We start from the raw sequence: 18,655 nt of genomic DNA, 5'->3' as shown, positions 1-18,655 counted from the left end.
TTTGGCCTTTGTCATTAATTGTCCAAACTCCCGTCATGCTGTTGTCACCTAAACCTCCTACTTTTCACACAAAGGCGTTGTCAAAGTAAGGAAAGGTCACATGCGAACCATAGAGACAATTACACAGCCAATTGCAACCATTGCTAAGTTTGATTTAGCGCTCTCTAGTGTTTGTCTTAAGCACCGTTTTAATCAACAAGTCGCCAATATCAGCAAAGGAGTCTCCCACAGTGGTGACGGGCATCTTTACTTGGTGTTGGGGTTATTAGCTTGGTATTTAGATAAGGAGCAAGGAGTCTGGTTTTTACTGGCGGGTTTACTTGCTTTTGCTATCGAGCTACCAATTTATTGGACGCTGAAAAATAGTTTTAAGCGTCGTCGCCCTGAAGAGCTTAGTGCACTCCTTCCTGCTTTTATTACTCCCTCCGATCGCTACAGTCTTCCTTCAGGACACACTGCCGCTGCGTTTGTCATGGCGACGCTGATTGACCATTTCTATCCGAGCCTAGGCGTTGCTGCATTCTTTTGGGCAAGTTTAATCGGAACCGCGCGAATCTTATTGGGTGTGCACTTTTTTACCGATGTCATCATTGGTGCACTGCTTGGCAGTCTTTGTGGTGGATTAGCGATTGCGATGTTAGGAGGCTAATTGATGAAAATCTTGTACGGTGTTCAAGGGACAGGAAACGGACATATTGCACGCGCAAGGGCGATGAGTCATGCGTTTAAAGAGCACAATGTTGAGGTCGACTTTTTGTTTTCTGGGCGAGCGCCGGAAAAATACTTTTCAATGGAAGCATTTGGCGATTACCAGACTCGCCGAGGCTTCACCTTTATTACCGAAAAAGGCTCTGTAAACTACGCGAAAACAGCATTGAATAACAATTTGGTGCAGTTTTTCAAAGAAGTTAAGCAACTCGATCTGTCGTCCTACGATCTTATCATTAATGATTTCGAACCTGTGACTGCGTGGGCAGCGAGACAACAAAATAAGCCTTCTATTGGTATTAGCCACCAAAATGCTTTCCGTTATCCGGTGCCACTAAAGGGAGCAAGTTGGTTAGATAAATCCGTCATTGAATACTTTGCGCCTTCTCAACATCACCTTGGTTTGCATTGGCATCATTTTGATCAACCTTTGTTACCACCAATAGTGCATACCGTCGATAGCCAAGCAGAAAACGACGACTTCGTGTTGGTGTATCTGCCGTTCGAATCGATAGAAGATATCTCGGACTTATTGTTCCACTTTAATCAACAAGCGTTTATCTGTTATCACCCGGATGTGATCGAATGTGAGCAGGTAGAAAACATAGAACTGCGCCCTTTATGCCACAGCAACTTCCAGCATCATTTGCATCGCTGTAGTGGTGTCATTGCTAATGGTGGGTTTGAGCTTCCTTCAGAAGCCTTGTCTTTGGGGAAAAAATTGTTACTAAAGCCACTCGCGGGTCAATTCGAGCAGCAGAGCAATGTTGCGACCTTAGAAGATTTAGGGCTTGCGATGTCGATGGAGAGCTTAGACATTTCCGCAGTACGCCAGTGGCTAAAGGAGCAACAAGCCGAAAGTGTGAAATACCCAGATGTTGCTCAGGCTATTGTTCATTGGGTACTGCAAGGTGCATGGGATTCAAAAGCAGAGTTATCCAGACAACTGTGGGAGCAGGTTGATTTTCCAAGTTACGTGTCGAACATTTAAGTACGTTGTTCAGTACACTGTTCCTTCCATTTTTGACACGATTTTGTTGCAGCCTTTCTGTTTAGAAGGCTGCATTTTTATTCTTCCTCTCTCATTTCTATTCAGTGTGTATTTGCTGATAATTTGACTGATAAGTGCAAAATTCAATCAGAGATATAGCTGTCATCTGTTGTTCTTATTCCAACTAATAACTGAGCTAAATGCATGCTTGTGTTGACCGCCTGTCCTATCAATTTGCTAAATACGTCCTCAAAGAATGCATTTTTACGTGTTTTATAGTTTTTTATGTTTTTATCAAGTCTTTGTTATTTAATAAATAAATACCTAATTGGCTAAAATTTACTGATTAAATATCAATCTAGTTGCGAAACCGCAATCGATTAGTTGATAGTACAGTTCGAGCCGGAAGTATCCGGACGATAAATATAATAAAAAGTTAGGTTATCTATTCGTAAAATGATTCGAATCCAGCCGCCGTCTTTTGTGCGAGATGGGATTCTATTCGTTATGAATTTAATGAACAAAGTTGACGATTACAAAAGAGGCGCACTCAATGTTAGAGAAGAAAGACGCGATGAGCGCAATTGCTAGCTACCGTATGGAAAGCACTTTGCGTGGTGTAGATTTAAACCTACTGACTGTATTTGATGCTGTAATGCAAGAGCAAAATATTACTCGTGCAGCACATAACCTAGGCATGTCTCAGCCGGCGGTAAGTAACGCCGTGGCACGCTTAAAAGTGATGTTTAACGACGAGCTATTCATGCGCCAAGGCCGTGGTATTCAGCCTACGCAACGAGCACGTCAACTGTTTGGCCCTATTCGCCAAGCACTACAGCTGATTCGCAATGAACTTCCTAGCTCTGTATTCCAGCCAGAATCTTCGACTCGCTTATTCAAGCTTGCGATTTGCAGCCCTTGCGACATGCGTTTTGCTCCGAAGATCATGGCAAAAGTGAATCAACAAGCACCAAACGTTCAGCTTCACCTAGATGCAGAATTTGACCGTTTGTTGTCTGAGCGTATGCGCTACCAAGAAATTGATTTCGTGATCGACTACGCTCGTTTTGATGAGCAAGGTTTCTCAAGTACTGAAATCTTCAAAGATGAATTAGTGGTTATCGCATCAAAAACACACCCACGCATTCAAGGTGGTGTGACGGCAGAGCAACTGCTTAACGAAAAGCATGCGAAGTTATCGAAAGTGCATGGCCAACGTAGTTTCTCAGAGCAAGCGTACCGTGAACTGGATTGCCAAGCGGCGTATGAAGGTTCTAGTTTAAGCAACCTACTATACGTGGTGGGTCAATCTGAGCTTGTGACTATTGCACCACGTTGGATGGCGGAAAATGCGGTAAACAGCGATCAACTGCAAATTCTTGATTTCCCATTTGCGAACAAAGAAATCAGCGGATTCTTAAGCTGGCATGAATCAAGTGAAAAAGATAAAGGCCACATTTGGCTGCGCGATCAACTGATGATCACTTGTGGTGAAGTCGTTGCCGCAAAATAAGATGACGTTTGGTCTTCTCGATTAGACCATATTGGTAATCATCAATTTTTACAATTCATTGGTCCCCGAGCGATTTTTGTCTCTCGGGGCTTTTTGTTTTCGTAATCAACAATCGAAACAGTAAGTTAAATAGAGTAATCATTCAGCAATTTGAGGTACGTTCGCGACGTATAAGTGATAGTTGTCTCTTATTAGTGATAAGTTTGATACTGGTCAGTTGCGTTTTAGCAAGCCGTGAGTACACTTGTTCGCTCAATTAGCTTACGCCTGTAAGCCAAAAGGTAAGTAAAAGAATGGCCAAGTTAGATTTTCATATCGTTAAACGTATTCGTGAACAAATTGCGAACGGTGGTACACGCGTTGCACTCAAGCATAAAGTGGGTGAGGAGTGGCAAGGTATTACGTGGACGCAATTTGGTCAGCAAGTTGATGCTTTATCACTTGCACTTTTGGCTCAGGGATTAGGAGTCCAAGATAAGATCGGCATTTTCTCGAACAACATGCCGCAATGGACGATCGCTGATATCGCAGCACTGCAATTACGCAGCGTGACAGTACCTATTTACCCAACCAATACTGCCGCCCAGTCGGCGTACATCATTAACAATGCAGACGTCAAAGTTCTGTTTGTTGGTGAACAGCCTCAATTTGATGCAGCAGTGAGCATTTTCGACCAGTGCGAACAGTTAGAGCTCATTGTTGCGATGTCTGATGATATAGAACTTGGCGATCATGATTTCGTTATCTCTTGGCAAGCATTTGTTGCCAAAGGCGACACTACATATCAAGTTGAATTGGATGCGCGTTTAGATCAGGCAAAAGAAGATGATCTACTCACGCTCATCTACACCTCGGGTACAACAGGCCAGCCAAAAGGCGTTATGTTGGACTACGCAAACATTGCGGCGCAATTGGAAGGGCACGATCAGCGCTTGAGCCTTTCTCAAAGTGACGTGTCATTATGTTTCCTTCCGTTGTCACACGTATTTGAGCGCGCTTGGACCTTTTATGTATTGTACAAAGGGGCGACCAACTGCTATTTGCAAGACACCATGCAAGTACGTGATGCACTGAGCCAGGTGCGACCTACCGTGATGTGTGCCGTACCGCGTTTCTATGAGAAGATCTTCTCTGCGATTCACGAGAAAGTGTCTCGCGCGCCGATTCATCGTAAGATCATGTTTACTTGGGCAGTCAACATGGGCGCAAAAATGGCCGCTTGTCATCAAGAAAAACGTCAGCCATCGCTCTTGCTGCGTAAGTCATACGCTTTGGCGGATAAGTTGGTTCTGAGCAAACTGCGTGCGCTACTTGGCGGGCAAATCAACTTTATGCCTTGTGGCGGTGCAAAGTTGGATGAAACCATCGGTCGATTCTTCCATGCGATTGGTATCAACGTTAAGTTGGGCTACGGCATGACTGAAACCACGGCGACAGTATCGTGTTGGGATGATAAATGTTTTAACCCCGACTCTATTGGTATGTCGATGCCTGGCGCACAGGTTAAGATCGGCGAAAACAACGAGATTCTGGTTCGTGGTCCAATGGTGATGCGTGGCTATTACAAAATGCCAGAAGAGACGGAAAAGACCTTTGATGAGCACGGTTTCCTAAAAACGGGCGACGCTGGTTACATTGATGAAAATGGCAACTTGTTCATCACCGATCGTATCAAAGAGTTGATGAAAACTTCAGGTGGTAAATACATCGCTCCACAAATGATTGAAGGTGCGATTGGTAAAGACCACTTCATCGAGCAAATCGCAGTCATTGCGGATACTCGTAAGTTTGTTTCTGCGCTTATCGTGCCTTGTTATGACTCGCTAGAAGAGTACGCGAAAGAGCTGAATATCAAATATCACGATCGCGTTGAGTTGATTAAGCACCACCAGGTGGTCGAAATGCTTGAGAAGCGTGTAAACGATCTTCAAAAAGAGTTGGCAAAGTTTGAACAAGTGAAGAAGTTTAAATTGTTACCAAGAGCTTTCTCTATGGATGATGGTGAGTTAACGCCAACTCAAAAACTTCGTCGTAAAGTCATCAATGACAAATACCAAGATGAAATTGAAGAAATGTATAAGGAAAAGTCGGATAAAAAGTAACTTAAGCTGACTTAGATTTTATATTGATGAAAAAATCCCCAGTGATGTGATCGCGCATTGCTGGGGATTTTTGTTTGTATTGATTTTTTCTGTTCTGCTCGTCAAATAACGCTATTTCGCACCCTGTAGCTAAAAGCTTATGAAATAATGTTCTTTTTTTGAGCGTTAACTTTTTAGGTTGTACTGTGAAATAGGAGATGTGTGGCTGCTATTCCTACTAACATTCTAATTACTAGTATCTTGTTTAAAAAGTAGACCAATCTCTCATTAGACCCATTGATAATAAAACGTTACATTTGTTGGGTAACCTTGCGGGATGTTATGACGAACGCAAGACATAGCCGAAAACGTGGAAGTATTTCGATTAGGCTACGAATAAGACCTAGACTATGTAAAACCAGACCAATCCGTTGACCTTACGGTGAGGAAACTGGCTAAGGAGAGCAATTATGACAGCAATGTTGTCAGGCGCAGAGATGGTGGTTCAATCTCTGATAGAAGAGCACGTAGAGCAGATCTTTGGCTACCCAGGTGGCTCTGTTTTGGATATCTACGATGCACTGCATGCCAAAACCGATCAAATCAAACACGTACTTGTAAGGCATGAGCAAGCCGCCACTCATATGGCAGATGGTTACGCTCGAGCTACCGGTAAACCGGGTGTCGTACTTGTGTGCTCGGGGCCGGGCGCGACCAATACCATTACGGGTATTGCAACAGCGTATATGGACTCTATCCCAATGATCGTTATCTCGGGTAACGTACCGAATAGCCTAATTGGTAATGATGCTTTCCAAGAGTGTGACATCGTCGGTGTCTCCCGCCCAGTGGTCAAACACAGCTTTTTAGTAAAAAAAGCGGAAGATATTCCTGAAACAATCAAAAAAGCGTTTTATATCGCGACTACAGGTCGACCTGGTCCAGTTGTGATTGATTTGCCAAAAGATGTGATGAACCCGCAAATCAAACTGCCTTATCAATATCCAGAAACGCTTTCAATGCGTTCTTACAAGCCGACAACTTCGGGCCATAAAGGCCAGATTAAAAAAGCGCTTAAATCGCTATTAGAAGCGAAAAAACCAGTGCTTTATATCGGTGGTGGTGCGGTGATTTCTGGCGCTCATGAACATATTTTAGAGCTTTCCGACAAACTGAACCTACCCGTTGTGAGTACTTTGATGGGCTTGGGGGCATTCCCGGGTACACATAAAAACTCACTGGGCATGTTGGGTATGCACGGCACTTACGAAGCTAATATGGCAATGCATGAAGCGGATCTTATTTTTGGTATCGGTGTGCGTTTTGATGACCGTACAACCAACAACCTTGAAAAGTACTGCCCAAACGCAAAAGTGATGCATATTGATATCGATCCGTCATCGATCTCGAAAAACGTGAAAGTGGATTTGCCGATCGTAGGTTCTGCGGAAAAAGTGCTGACAACCATGCTCGGGCTGCTTGCAGAGCAAGGTAGTGGAAATGATCAAGATGCTATCACTGCATGGTGGGATGACATTCAAGTATGGCGTGACCGCAACTGCTTGTCTTATGAAACGTCTCCAGAACGAATCAAGCCACAGCAAGTAATTGAAACGCTGCACAAGCTAACTAATGGTGACGCATATGTGGCGTCTGATGTGGGCCAGCATCAGATGTTTGCGGCGCTGTACTACCCATTCAATAAGCCGCGCCGTTGGATAAACTCTGGTGGTCTTGGCACCATGGGATTTGGTCTTCCGGCTGGCATGGGCGTGAAGTTTGCCATGCCACAAGAAGAGGTCGTGGTTGTGACTGGTGACGGCAGTATTCAGATGAACATTCAAGAATTGTCGACAGCCATGCAATACGACATTCCAGTGAAGATCATCAACCTGAACAACCGATTCTTAGGCATGGTAAAACAGTGGCAAGACATTATTTATCAAGGTCGTCACTCTAATTCTTACATGAGTTCTGTTCCTGACTTTGCAGCGATTGCAGAAGCTTATGGTCACGTCGGTATTCGTATCGAAACGCCTGATCAGCTCGAAGAAGGGCTACAAAAAGCGTTGGATATGAAAGATCGTCTGGTGTTTGTGGACATCAACGTAGACGAAACCGAACACGTATACCCGATGCAAATCAAAGGTGAGGGTATGGATAAAATGTGGCTAAGCAAAACGGAGAGAACTTAATATGAGACACATTATTTCATTGCTATTGGAAAACCAACCGGGTGCGTTGTCTCGTGTTGTTGGTTTGTTCTCTCAACGTGGTTACAACATTGAATCTTTGACGGTATCACCGACTGATGATGAAACCCTGTCGCGAATGAACATTACCACGACATCTGATGAGATGCAGTTGGAACAAATTCAGAAGCAGTTACACAAATTGATCGATGTGCTGAAAGTGCAAGAAGTCACCGAGTATGAGCACATTGAGCGTGAACTGATGATGGTGAAAGTGAAAGCCAGTGGTTTTGCGCGAGCAGAAGTGAAGCGGACGGCAGACATCTTTCGTGGCCAGATCGTGGATGTCACGGCTTCCCAATACACCGTACAACTTGCGGGTACGAGTGAAAAGCTAGATGCCTTCATTCAAGCGATATCCGAAGTGACCGAAGTTGTCGAAGTTGCTCGTAGTGGTGTCGTTGGCATTGCGCGAGGAGAGCGAGCTCTCAAACCTTAACTCTCTGATTGCATATAGAAAAGCCACTTAATCTAAGTGGCTTTTTTGTTTAGAAAATAACAATTAATGATATAATTGTCGTTTTAGTAAGCATGATAGGCATTAGACGTGTGAAAGTACCTAAGCGAGTCGGCACCTTATTGGCGACAGCACTATTTTTTAGTGCACTCACTGCCGCTTACTACTATCAGAAATATCTGACGTTGTTAGAAAACAATGTTGAGAACACCGCTCAAGAAGCGTTACATCAATTGGCCTATACTGGCCGTGAATACAGCAATATTCAGGATCAAATCGAAACGATCAGTGACCTACTTGGTCACAGCCAAAGTCTGTATGAATATCTGCGCCAACCTAACCGGGTGAACCGTTCCATCTTAGAAGACATGTGGATCTCGGTCGCAATCAATCAAAAGTTGTATAAGCAAATTCGCTTTCTTGATGTTTCTGGTCGAGAAAAAGTGAGGATTAATTATGAGATTGAAACAGGCGCTGCGTTGCCCGCGATCAAATTGCAAAATAAGTCAGAGCGAGATTACTTTCAATTCGCTAAGAACTTAGACGATGGCGAAATCGCTTCGTGGGGGATAGGTTTAGAACGAGAGTATGGCGAGTTAGTCTATCCCTATAGCCCGTCACTGCGTATTTTGATGCCTATTTCGCTTAACGGAAAGCGCGAAGGGTATCTTGTGCTTAATGTTGATATTGACTATTTATCCTCTCGACTCAACTATTCGTCAGTGCTTGATTTCCATATTGAGCTGATTAAGAGTGACGGATTTTACATTGATAGCCCTAAATCAGCTCGTTTATATGGCCATATAATTCCCGCTCGCTCTCAATTTAATTTTGGCCGGATGTACCCAAACATTTGGCGTAGTTTAAATTCAAAAGATTCGGGCTATGCTTACAATGGTTCGAATTTGGTCGCGTATCGCACCATCCAGTTTGTTTCTAGCGAACCTCTTCATCTGGTTATTGATCTTACCAATGAGCAGTTATTATCCCGAGCTCAGAGGGACATTGATGACTTAATCCAAGAAGCATTTTTTGTTCTAAGTTTGGTGCTCGGCTTCACTTTGCCGACGGCAGCCCTTGCTCTGCATTATCGGCGTCATAGTATGGAATCGAAGTTGGCTCGAGCTGCTCTTGATGGTATGACTGCGGTGATGATCTCGGATGCTTCGCATAGAATCATCATGGTTAATCAAGAGTTTGAAAACATGATGGGTTACTCAACCAAGCATGCCCAAGGTTGGAGTGCACATCATTTAATTCTCTTACCTGAAGATCTCGAAGCAAACCTGAGTATCTGGAAAACACTGAAGAGTGAACACGTATGGGAAGGGGAGATTCGTTGTCGAACTAAGTTTAATCAAGTCTTTACTGCAATAATGCGTATTCAGGCGAATTTAACCAAATCAGGTAAAGTGAGTTATTACATTACGTCGCTGGTGGATATCTCTGGGCAAAAAGAGTTAGAAGAAAAATTACGAAACCTAAGCGAAAAAGATGGCTTGACGGGGTTGTGGAACCGCCGAAAATTTGAAGAGCAATTGGCGCAATATGCGGGGATTATTGAACGCTATCCTGATAGCCCTCCTGCTTGTTTGGCGTTGTTTGATATTGACCATTTTAAGCGTATTAATGACGAGCTAGGCCACGACGAAGGAGACAAGGTGATTTGTAGTGTCGCAGAAACCCTCCTAGAAGAAGTCCGCAGCACAGACTTTGTATCTCGTGTCGGTGGTGAGGAATTTGCAGTGATCATGCCGCATACAACACTAGAAGAGGCTGAAATTGTATTGAACAGGCTACGTGTCGCGGTTCAAATGCGTAGTGATAGAGGCATTACTGTCAGTGCTGGGTATAGTGATTTAACCTCTGATCGTACAAGAACGTATAAATGTGCTGATATTGCTTTGTATGAGTCAAAAAGTGCAGGGCGTAACTGCGTATCGCTGTGTCATAGTTATGATGATATTGCTTAGCGCTTTTGCAAAAATGAATAAACGGGGATAGCCCCCCGCTTTTTAGTCTCAGCGTTATTCGCTAGCCAGTATGCGACATTGGTTGTCGATGGCGGCTTCGATACACTGTATTGACTGTCTCAAATAACGCTCTAGATAACCTAAAGCATCCTGACTCTTTTTGTCTAGCGATGCCTTCATCAGTATTTCTTGCTCATCGAGATTACAGTGCCCAGGGTTCCCTGTGCCTAAAATCTGCATCGCGAAGTATTGGTAGCGTTTAATTTGCGTGAGTAGATCGCGGAAAAACCCAAACATATTGACAGAGCCAGCACCTTCAAACAGCGCAGTAAGAAACTGATTTTGGCGCTCTTCCCATTCCCTCCAACAAAAGCTTTCGCCAGGTTTTACTCGGGATAACTTGTGATAAGCAGTTAGTACATCCAGTTCCCATTTTTCATCGCCAATCATAATTGCCTTACTGAGTAAGCATGCGGAGACCATTTGCAGGCTTTCGTACAAGTCATGTAACTCATCTTTACATACAGGTGCAACCCAGCAGCCTTTTTGCGGCTCGAGTTTGACGTATTTGCTCCAAGATAATTGCACCAATGCTTCTCGAATGGGTGACGCTCCTACGTTGTACTTCTCTTTGAGTTCGGCAACCACGAGTTTTTGACCTGGTTTAAGCTCGCCATCGAGAATATCCTGACGGATCATTCTTAATACTTTGTCGGTAAGAGTGGGACTAGACACATACACCTCATAGAAACTTTAATCGTGACGATAAAATTAAACAGTACGAAATTCTGATAGAGGTGAATAATACAATTAGCCTATTATGAGAGCAAGAAAGCCATATAAAAAAGGAGGGCATAAGCCCTCCTTCTCAAGAAACTGAAGTGTTAAAAGTTCAGTCTTATAGTACGTGTACAGAAGCTGTGTTCGTAGTACCTGAAGCAACTAGAGCGCCAGAAACCATAACAACGATATCGCCTTTGTTACCTAGACCTGATTCTAGAGCAAGTTCTTTACCCGCTACGTAGAATGCGTCAGTGCTTTCGATTGAATCAACAACTACTGGAGTAACACCTTTAGTTAGAACTAGCTGTGCAGCAGTTTTCTTGTTAGTTGTTAGCGCTAGGATGTTTGCAGTTGGGAAGTACTTACGTACTGAACGTGCAGACTTACCGCCTTCAGTTGCAACAACGATAAGTGGAGCTGCTAGTTTCTCAGCTGTGTCTACAGCGCCTTTACATACTGCTTCAGTGATGCGAAGACGTGGGCTGTCTAGACGAGAACCTAGTTCAGCTTTTAGCGCTGAGTCAGTACGGTTCGCGATTTGAGCCATGATAGTTACCGCTTCAACAGGGTATTTACCTTTCGCCGTTTCACCAGAAAGCATTACTGCGTCAGTACCGTCCATTACTGCGTTAGCAACGTCGCCTGCTTCCGCACGAGTAGGACGTGGGTTGTTGATCATAGAATCAAGCATTTGAGTTGCAGTGATAACCATCTTACGTGCACGGTTACACTTCTCGATCATCATTTTCTGAGCGAAGATTACTTCTTCAGCTGGGATTTCAACACCTAGGTCACCACGAGCAACCATGATGCCGTCAGAAAGCTCTAGGATCTCGTCGAAGTTATCAACACCTTCTTGGTTTTCGATCTTAGAGATGATGTGGATGTTCTCGCCGCCGTTTGCAGCAAGTACTTCACGGATTTCTTGAACGTCAGACGCTTTACGGATGAAAGAAGCTGCTACGAAGTCAACGCCTTGCTCACAACCAAACTTAAGGTCGTTCTTATCTTTTTCAGATAGTGCAGGTAGGTTTACAGAAACGCCAGGAAGGTTAACACCTTTGTTTTCGCCTAGTGCACCGTTGTTAAGAACTTTACATTTAACTTCAGTTTCAGTCTTAGAGATAACTTCCATCTCGATTAGACCGTCGTCTACTAGGATAGTGTTACCTACGTTTAGGTCTGCTGCGAAACCAGCGTAAGTTACTGCAACTTTATCTTTGTTACCTACAACTGAAGTGTCAGTTGTGAAAGTGAATTCTTGACCTGCTACTAGATCAACATCGTCACCGCCTTCTAGCTTGATAGTGCGGATTTCTGGACCTTTAGTATCTAGAAGAATTGCTAGTGGTTTGCCAGTAGCTTCCATTACTTTACGGAAGTTCGCGATACGAGTGCCGTGTTCTTCGTAGTCACCGTGAGAGAAGTTAAGGCGCATTACGTTCATGCCTGCGTTAACTAGTTCAGTTAGCTTCTCTACAGATTCTGTTTTAGGGCCAATCGTACATACGATTTTGGTCTTTTTCATGGAAGATACTCTCCGGTAAGTATAGTTACAATTTGAAAGTCGGTTATTTACTCTGAAGTCAGGACGTTTTTGATGACATTTAGTACCTGTCATCCACCGATTTTTCGTCTCATTATTAGAACTTCAGATTCTGAAAGTCTTTCACCAAGTTTAGTCATTTTATGACTAAAAGATCGGCGATTTTGGTTACCTTTTTGTGACTAATCCCACTTTATATGCAGAAAGTTTCAAAAAAATAGCCTTCAATTCTGTAATTTTTTTTCTTTTCGGTGGCGAATTCTACCACTGAATGAATCCAATATCACTGTTTAAGAATTGTCTTAGGACAAGGTTTTATCGAGAAATATTAATTTTTTGGATCGAAATAAATGGACTTGAAAGTTTCGGTTTGACTATAATAAGTTTCACATCGAAACTTAAGGTCAAAACTTAAATGTCGAAACGAAATACTCAATTAAGAAGACACGCCATTTCTAACTTGGTTTCTGAACTAGGAGAAGTCAGCGTTGATGAACTTGCTCAGAAATTCGAAACCTCAGAGGTCACGATTAGAAAGGATTTAGCTTCTTTAGAGAAAAACGGCCAACTTCTACGCCGCTATGGCGGTGCGATTGCTATCCCAAAGGAAGTCATTCACGAAGAATTGGGCGCTAATGTTTCGACTCGAAAGTTAAGCTTAGCAAAAGCAGCAGCATCATTGATTCGCGATCATAATCGCATCGTGATCGACAGTGGCAGCACGACTGCCGCGCTGATTCAACAGTTGAATGACAAACGTGGCTTAGTGGTCATGACCAACTCGTTGCATGTTGCTAACGCCCTAAATGAATTAGAGAGCGAACCGACACTGCTGATGACTGGCGGTACTTGGGATACGCACTCAGAGTCCTTTCAAGGCAAAGTAGCCGAATCTGTATTACGAGCTTACGACTTTGACCAACTATTCATCGGTGCGGATGGCATCGATCTCGAGCGTGGAACCACGACATTTAATGAGTTGGTTGGCTTAAGTAAGGTAATGGCAGAAGCGTCACGTGAAGTGATCGTAATGATAGAGTCCGAAAAAATCGGCCGTAAGATCCCAAACTTAGAGCTCGCTTGGCATCAAGTTGATGTGTTGGTGACCGATGCAGATATCCAAGCAGAGCATAAAGTACAGATTGAACAACATGGCGTGAAAGTCATTTGCGCCTAATGATGTAATCAGTTTCATATTTCACTTCCCTCTGGATAAAGGCCTTTGCTTGCTGCCTCTATTTGAAATCATGGCTAGGGAAGAACAAAACTACAAACGGAGATAAACACATGTGTGGAATCGTAGGTGCAGTAGCACAACGAGATGTTGCAGAAATTTTGGTTGAAGGTCTACGCCGCTTAGAGTACCGCGGTTACGACTCTGCTGGCGTTGCGGTTGTTGATGGCGAATCAAACCTAACGCGCGTTCGTCGCTTGGGTAAAGTACAAGAATTGGCTGATGCAGTAGAAGAAGCAAAAGTGATCGGCGGAACTGGCATTGCGCACACTCGTTGGGCGACGCACGGTGAACCTTCTGAAATCAATGCTCACCCACACATGTCTGGTGATATCGCAGTTGTCCATAACGGCATCATCGAAAACCATGAAGAGCTGCGTGAGCTGCTTCAATCTCGTGGCTACGTGTTTGAATCGCAAACGGATACAGAAGTTATCGCACACATGGTTGAGTGGGAACTTCGTACTTCAGAAACGCTATTAGAAGCGGTACAAAAAACAGCAAAACAACTTGAAGGCGCATACGGCACGGTAGCGTTGGATCGCAAAGATCCTTCACGCATCGTAGTAGCGCGTTCAGGCAGCCCGATCGTGATCGGTTTTGGTGTAGGTGAAAACTTCCTAGCGTCTGACCAACTTGCATTACTTAACGTTACGCGCCGTTTCATGTACCTAGAAGAAGGGGACGTAGCAGAAATTACTCGCCGTGAAGTCACTGTGTTTGATGCAACGGGTGAGCCAGTTGAGCGTGAAATTGTTGAATCTAACGCAGAGCATGATGCAGGTGATAAAGGCCAATACCGTCACTTCATGCAAAAAGAAATCTATGAGCAACCTAAAGCGTTGATCAACACAATGGAAGGTCGTATCACGGCAGACTCTGTTGTGACAGACGCGATCGGTGTGCACGCGGCAGACATTCTAAGCAAAGTAGAACACGTACAAATCGTCGCGTGTGGTACGTCTTACAACGCAGGTATGACAGCGCGTTACTGGTTTGAAGACATTGCTGGCGTTAGCTGTGATGTAGAAATCGCGTCTGAGTTCCGTTACCGCAAGTTTGTGACTCGTCCAAACAGCCTTCTTATTACGTTGTCTCAGTCTGGTGAAACTGCAGATACGTTAGCAGCACTTCGTCTTGCGAAAGAGAAAGGTTATATGGCGGCGATGACCATTTGTAACGTAGCAGGCTCTTCTCTGGTTCGTGAATCAGATTTTGCATTCATGACTCGCGCTGGCGTCGAAATCGGCGTGGCTTCAACCAAAGCGTTCACGACTCAGCTTTCTGCACTACTTATGCTGGTAACAGCACTAGGTAAAGAGCAAGGCCGCATCAGCAAAGAGAAAGAAAAAGAGATTGTTGAAGCGCTGCATGCACTTCCTAAGCAAATCAACGCGGCACTTTCTTTCGAGAAAGAAATTGAAGCACTAGCAACGGATTTTGCAGACAAGCACCACACATTGTTCCTAGGCCGTGGCGAGTTCTACCCAATCGCGATGGAAGCGTCTCTAAAACTGAAAGAGATCTCTTACATCCACGCAGAAGCGTACGCGGCGGGTGAACTAAAACACGGTCCTCTTGCGCTGATTGATGCTGACATGCCTGTTGTTGTGGTTGCACCAAGCAACGACCTACTTGAAAAGCTAAAATCAAACGTTGAGGAAGTACGTGCGCGTGGCGGTCTTCTGTATGTATTCGCAGATGCAGACGCAGGCTTCGAAGGCGATGAAACAATGAAGATCATCACGATGCCTCACGTTAGTGAAATCACGGCGGCGATCTACTACACCATCCCAATGCAATTGCTGTCTTACTACGTAGCACTGATCAAAGGTACGGACGTAGACCAACCACGTAACCTAGCGAAAGCGGTAACGGTTGAGTAATTACGCTTAACAGCAAAAATCCTGAGCGGCACATGCGAGAGTATGTGCCGCTTTTTTATTTAAACCCATTTTAAGGTTTGTGAGTTATTGACCCAACTGGTGAGCGGTTAGAATTGCAGAGTAGACATTTTCTGCCGTCACTGGGAATGGCATATTGTGGATGGTTTCTCCCTCGGCCGTTGAGGCTTCGGCGACCTCGCGCAACTTAGCGTGGTTAAGCTCTTTAACGCCCATATCAAATAAGTTGGTTGGTAGACCTACAGAGCGGCAGAATGCAAGAACCGTATTAATCTCTTCCATCGCTGCGTTTTCTAGTACCAGCTGAACTAGTGTGCCGAACGCGACTTTCTCACCATGATAGAGATGATGACACTCTTCAAGCTTAGTTAGGCCGTTATGAATAGCGTGAGCACCCGCTAGACCACTGCTTTCAAAACCGATACCGCTAAGGTATGTATTGGCTTCAATAATGTTTTCTACCGCTTTGGTGCTCACACCATTTTCTACTGCAGCTTTTGCTTTTACACCATCTTCAAGCAAGGTTTCATAGCAAAGTTTCGCAAGCGCTTGTGCTGAACGCGTCGCTAACCCACCAGCCATTGTTGCCTTACCAGAAGTCATGTTGGCACGAGCTTCAAAGTAGGTGGAAAGCGCGTCGCCCATCCCCGATACAAGTAAGCGAACAGGGGCTTTGGCGATGACTGACGTATCCATGATGACCATGTCTGGGTTTTTAGGGATCATCAAATATTCTGCAAATTCACCTTCAGGTGTGTATATCACCGCAAGCGCTGAGGTTGGCGCATCAGTCGAGGCAATCGTAGGAACCACCACGACAGGAATTTTTGTGTAAAACGCAACAGCCTTTGCTGTATCTAACGTTTTACCACCACCAATACCGACAATGACATCGTGTTTTTGAGTGGCACAAATGTCCGTGATGCGTTCAATCTCAACGCGTGAACATTCGCCACCAAAAATGTTCATAGTGAGTGGAAGCTTTTCGTCAGCAAAACTTTGTTTGACGTCATCACCAACCAGGTTAGTCACGAACTCATCGGCAATTACTAACGGACGTTCACCCAATGTTTTCACATAGTGAGCGATAGATGTAAGTACTTGTTCACCTTGGACGTATTTGCTTGGGCTGATAATAATTTTGTCCATAATTCAAACCTTTAACCTTTTTTATGTGTGTTTTGGACTGCAATGAATATCCATTGTAGGGATAAGGTTTATATTAGGTTTGGTGTGGTAAGTGGTGAAGGATATCTCTGGTTTTGTTCCATGCTTTTATGACCTCTGTGTCAAACCGACTGCCAGAAGTAATAAGAATCAGCATGCTTTATGGCGACGATCACTATTCAGGAAAATTTGTCGTTTTTCGTTTCATATTGAAACAATAATGCCGAAGTTTTTGTTTCAATATGAAACGGATTGATTTTTGTTGAGCACGCATTTTCTCTGTTTAAGATGAATTCATACCCTACATAAAAATATAAATGGAATGAGATAGAACGATGAAAAAGTTAATTAACCAAGTTGATGATGTTGTATTGCAGCAAATGGAAGGTCTGGCTTTATCTCGCCCAGAGCTAAAAGCGAACTACGAACCTCGTTACATGTGGCACGAGGAAACACCGGGGCAAGTGGCACTGGTTTCTGGTGGTGGCTGTGGTCATGAACCTTTGCACGCAGGTTTTATTGGTAAAGGCATGCTGACAGGCGCCTGCCCTGGAGAGGTATTTACTTCACCAACGCCAGATCAAATGTACGAATGTGGCAACCAAGTGAATACTGGTGAAGGCGTGCTATTTATCATTAAAAACTACACCGGAGACGTGTTGAACTTTGAAACGGCTGTGGAGCTGCTTCATACCGATGGCATCAAAGTTGGGTCGGTGTTGGTGGATGACGATGTTGCAGTCAAAGACAGCCTGTATACCGCTGGTCGCCGTGGCGTAGCTGGAACGGTATTGGTTGAAAAGTTAGTTGGGGCTGCCGCGAGCAAAGGTTATTCGTTGGAGCAATGTGAAGCACTGGCTCGTCGCGTTAATAATCACTGTCGTTCATTTGGCGTGGCGCTTAATGCTTGTGTTGTACCCGCAGCAGGTAAACCATCTTTTGTTCTGGAAGATGATGAAGTGGAGTTTGGTGTTGGTATCCATGGTGAACCAGGTATCAAGCGAGTGAAATACACCGATGTCGATACGTTAGTGGATGAAATGTTTGCTGAAGTTGCTGAAAACACGCCTTATCAGCGCACATTGCGTATTTGGAATCGTGACGAAGGTGAATGGGATGAAGTGGAGTCCAGCATTGAGCCTTTCGCCGCTGAACACAACTACATCGTGATGGTGAATGGTATGGGTGGTACGCCAACTTCAGAGCTTTACGGAGTGTACCGCCGTCTGGCTCATAACTGCGAGCAAGCAGGGTTCCGTATCGTGCGTAATATGGTTGGTAACTTCTGTACGTCACTCGATATGGAAGGCGTTTCGATTACGTTGCTGAAGGCAGACAAAGAGATGTTGGAGCTGTTTGATGCTCCTGTCGATACGGCCGCGATCAAGTGGTAACAGGGGGGAGCAAACATGCAAATTGAAAAACAACATATCGTTCACTGGCTAGAGTTATGTGCAAAAACGTATCAAGAGAATCAAGATTTTCTGACCGACCTTGATCGTGATATTGGTGACGCAGACCACGGTCTCAATATGAACCGTGGCTTTAAAAAAGTCGCGGAAAAACTGCCGCAATTTGCGGACCAAAATATCGGCAGCATTCTCAAGAATACGGGCATGACCTTGCTTTCTAGTGTCGGTGGGGCAAGTGGCCCTCTGTATGGCACGCTGTTTATTCGCACGGCCGCCGCTGTCGGAGCCCGAGAGCAATTAACGTTTGAAGAGTTGGTGGATGCACTAAAAAGCGGTGTGGATGGCGTGGTGTCTCGTGGTAAAGCAGAGCTGGGTGATAAAACCATGTGTGATGTTTGGTTACCCGTTTTAGTTAGCGTGAAGGCGTCGTTAGAAAATGGTATGAGCGCCGATCACTTACTGAATGAAATGGTTGAGCTAGCAGAAACGAGCGCGGTTGCCACGATTGAAATGTTGGCGAAAAAAGGGCGAGCAAGCTATCTGGGGGAACGTAGTATTGGTCACCAAGATCCCGGTGCAACCTCTTCTTTGTTAATGATTAAAGCACTCCAGCAGGTAATAGCAGGTAATTAAG

Annotated in this window: 14 protein-coding genes; 11 read left to right on the top strand and 3 right to left on the bottom strand. The window is 44.4% G+C overall.

Annotated features, from left to right (window positions below; genetic code table 11):
- The first annotated feature begins 100 nt into the window (after positions 1-100).
- From R7093_RS11065 to R7093_RS11035, 7 genes are all read left to right on the top strand, one after another.
- A complete protein-coding gene (locus tag R7093_RS11065) occupies positions 101-649 on the top strand; it encodes a phosphatase PAP2 family protein (protein WP_005379690.1) in 549 nt (182 codons plus the stop codon).
- 3 nt (positions 650-652) lie between these two features.
- Positions 653-1,699 (top strand): MJ1255/VC2487 family glycosyltransferase, encoded by a 1,047-nt coding sequence (locus tag R7093_RS11060; protein WP_047101943.1) that lies wholly within the window; start codon positions 653-655, stop codon positions 1,697-1,699.
- 553 nt (positions 1,700-2,252) lie between these two features.
- Positions 2,253-3,212 (top strand): LysR family transcriptional regulator CalR, encoded by a 960-nt coding sequence (calR, locus tag R7093_RS11055; RefSeq protein WP_005379693.1) that lies wholly within the window; start codon positions 2,253-2,255, stop codon positions 3,210-3,212.
- 293 nt (positions 3,213-3,505) lie between these two features.
- Positions 3,506-5,314, top strand: coding sequence for an AMP-dependent synthetase/ligase (locus R7093_RS11050; protein WP_033906039.1), 1,809 nt, complete (start codon positions 3,506-3,508; stop codon positions 5,312-5,314).
- Between the two features lie 449 nt (positions 5,315-5,763).
- On the top strand, positions 5,764-7,488 hold the full coding sequence (locus tag R7093_RS11045; protein WP_005379695.1) for an acetolactate synthase 3 large subunit: 1,725 nt from the start codon (positions 5,764-5,766) through the stop codon (positions 7,486-7,488).
- Between the two features lies 1 nt (position 7,489).
- Positions 7,490-7,984: an acetolactate synthase small subunit gene (gene ilvN, locus R7093_RS11040; protein WP_005379697.1), complete on the top strand. Its 495-nt coding sequence runs from the start codon at positions 7,490-7,492 to the stop codon at positions 7,982-7,984.
- A 110-nt stretch (positions 7,985-8,094) separates the two neighbouring features.
- Positions 8,095-9,975 carry a GGDEF domain-containing protein gene (locus R7093_RS11035; protein WP_005379698.1) on the top strand — a complete coding sequence of 627 codons (1,881 nt, stop codon included), beginning with the start codon at positions 8,095-8,097 and terminating at the stop codon, positions 9,973-9,975.
- Positions 9,976-10,029: 54 nt separating this feature from the next.
- On the opposite strand, the gene R7093_RS11030 is transcribed toward R7093_RS11035, so the two are convergent.
- Positions 10,030-10,716, bottom strand: coding sequence for a GntR family transcriptional regulator (locus R7093_RS11030; protein WP_080659233.1), 687 nt, complete (start codon positions 10,714-10,716; stop codon positions 10,030-10,032).
- 157 nt (positions 10,717-10,873) lie between these two features.
- The gene (gene pykF / locus R7093_RS11025; RefSeq protein ID WP_047101948.1) at positions 10,874-12,286 is read right to left on the bottom strand and encodes a pyruvate kinase PykF; all 1,413 of its coding nucleotides are present in this window, start codon (positions 12,284-12,286) and stop codon (positions 10,874-10,876) included.
- Positions 12,287-12,719: 433 nt separating this feature from the next.
- Between pykF and R7093_RS11020 the strand changes: the two genes are divergently transcribed.
- Both R7093_RS11020 and glmS read left to right on the top strand, forming a co-directional pair.
- On the top strand, positions 12,720-13,481 hold the full coding sequence (locus tag R7093_RS11020) for a DeoR/GlpR family DNA-binding transcription regulator (RefSeq protein ID WP_005379701.1): 762 nt from the start codon (positions 12,720-12,722) through the stop codon (positions 13,479-13,481).
- A 110-nt stretch (positions 13,482-13,591) separates the two neighbouring features.
- Entirely contained in the window at positions 13,592-15,424 is a 1,833-nt protein-coding gene (gene glmS, locus R7093_RS11015; RefSeq protein ID WP_033906046.1) for a glutamine--fructose-6-phosphate transaminase (isomerizing), read from the top strand.
- A gap of 84 nt (positions 15,425-15,508) precedes the next feature.
- Here the strand turns inward: glmS and R7093_RS11010 are convergent, their stop codons facing one another.
- Complete coding sequence (locus R7093_RS11010) at positions 15,509-16,591, bottom strand: glycerol dehydrogenase (RefSeq protein ID WP_005379703.1); 1,083 nt, start codon at positions 16,589-16,591, stop codon at positions 15,509-15,511.
- A 353-nt stretch (positions 16,592-16,944) separates the two neighbouring features.
- Between R7093_RS11010 and dhaK the strand changes: the two genes are divergently transcribed.
- Positions 16,945-18,003 (top strand): dihydroxyacetone kinase subunit DhaK, encoded by a 1,059-nt coding sequence (gene dhaK / locus R7093_RS11005; RefSeq protein ID WP_064353600.1) that lies wholly within the window; start codon positions 16,945-16,947, stop codon positions 18,001-18,003.
- A 15-nt stretch (positions 18,004-18,018) separates the two neighbouring features.
- Positions 18,019-18,654, top strand: coding sequence for a dihydroxyacetone kinase subunit DhaL (gene dhaL / locus R7093_RS11000; protein ID WP_064353601.1), 636 nt, complete (start codon positions 18,019-18,021; stop codon positions 18,652-18,654).
- The last annotated feature ends 1 nt before the right edge of the window (position 18,655 follow it).

The sequence above is a fragment of the Vibrio sp. 1580 genome (genome assembly GCF_033340055.1).
This window is presented reverse-complemented; position numbering and strand designations above follow the sequence as displayed.

Coding starts and splice junctions, on each gene's coding strand:
- dhaL (WP_064353601.1), top strand. CDS start 18,019: ATGCAAATTGAAAAACAACATATCGTTCACTGGCTAGAGTTATGTGCA.
- R7093_RS11020 (WP_005379701.1), top strand. CDS start 12,720: ATGTCGAAACGAAATACTCAATTAAGAAGACACGCCATTTCTAACTTG.
- dhaK (WP_064353600.1), top strand. CDS start 16,945: ATGAAAAAGTTAATTAACCAAGTTGATGATGTTGTATTGCAGCAAATG.
- R7093_RS11045 (WP_005379695.1), top strand. CDS start 5,764: ATGACAGCAATGTTGTCAGGCGCAGAGATGGTGGTTCAATCTCTGATA.
- R7093_RS11060 (WP_047101943.1), top strand. CDS start 653: ATGAAAATCTTGTACGGTGTTCAAGGGACAGGAAACGGACATATTGCA.
- R7093_RS11010 (WP_005379703.1), bottom strand. CDS start 16,591: ATGGACAAAATTATTATCAGCCCAAGCAAATACGTCCAAGGTGAACAA.
- R7093_RS11065 (WP_005379690.1), top strand. CDS start 101: ATGCGAACCATAGAGACAATTACACAGCCAATTGCAACCATTGCTAAG.
- ilvN (WP_005379697.1), top strand. CDS start 7,490: ATGAGACACATTATTTCATTGCTATTGGAAAACCAACCGGGTGCGTTG.
- R7093_RS11050 (WP_033906039.1), top strand. CDS start 3,506: ATGGCCAAGTTAGATTTTCATATCGTTAAACGTATTCGTGAACAAATT.
- glmS (WP_033906046.1), top strand. CDS start 13,592: ATGTGTGGAATCGTAGGTGCAGTAGCACAACGAGATGTTGCAGAAATT.
- pykF (WP_047101948.1), bottom strand. CDS start 12,286: ATGAAAAAGACCAAAATCGTATGTACGATTGGCCCTAAAACAGAATCT.
- calR (WP_005379693.1), top strand. CDS start 2,253: ATGTTAGAGAAGAAAGACGCGATGAGCGCAATTGCTAGCTACCGTATG.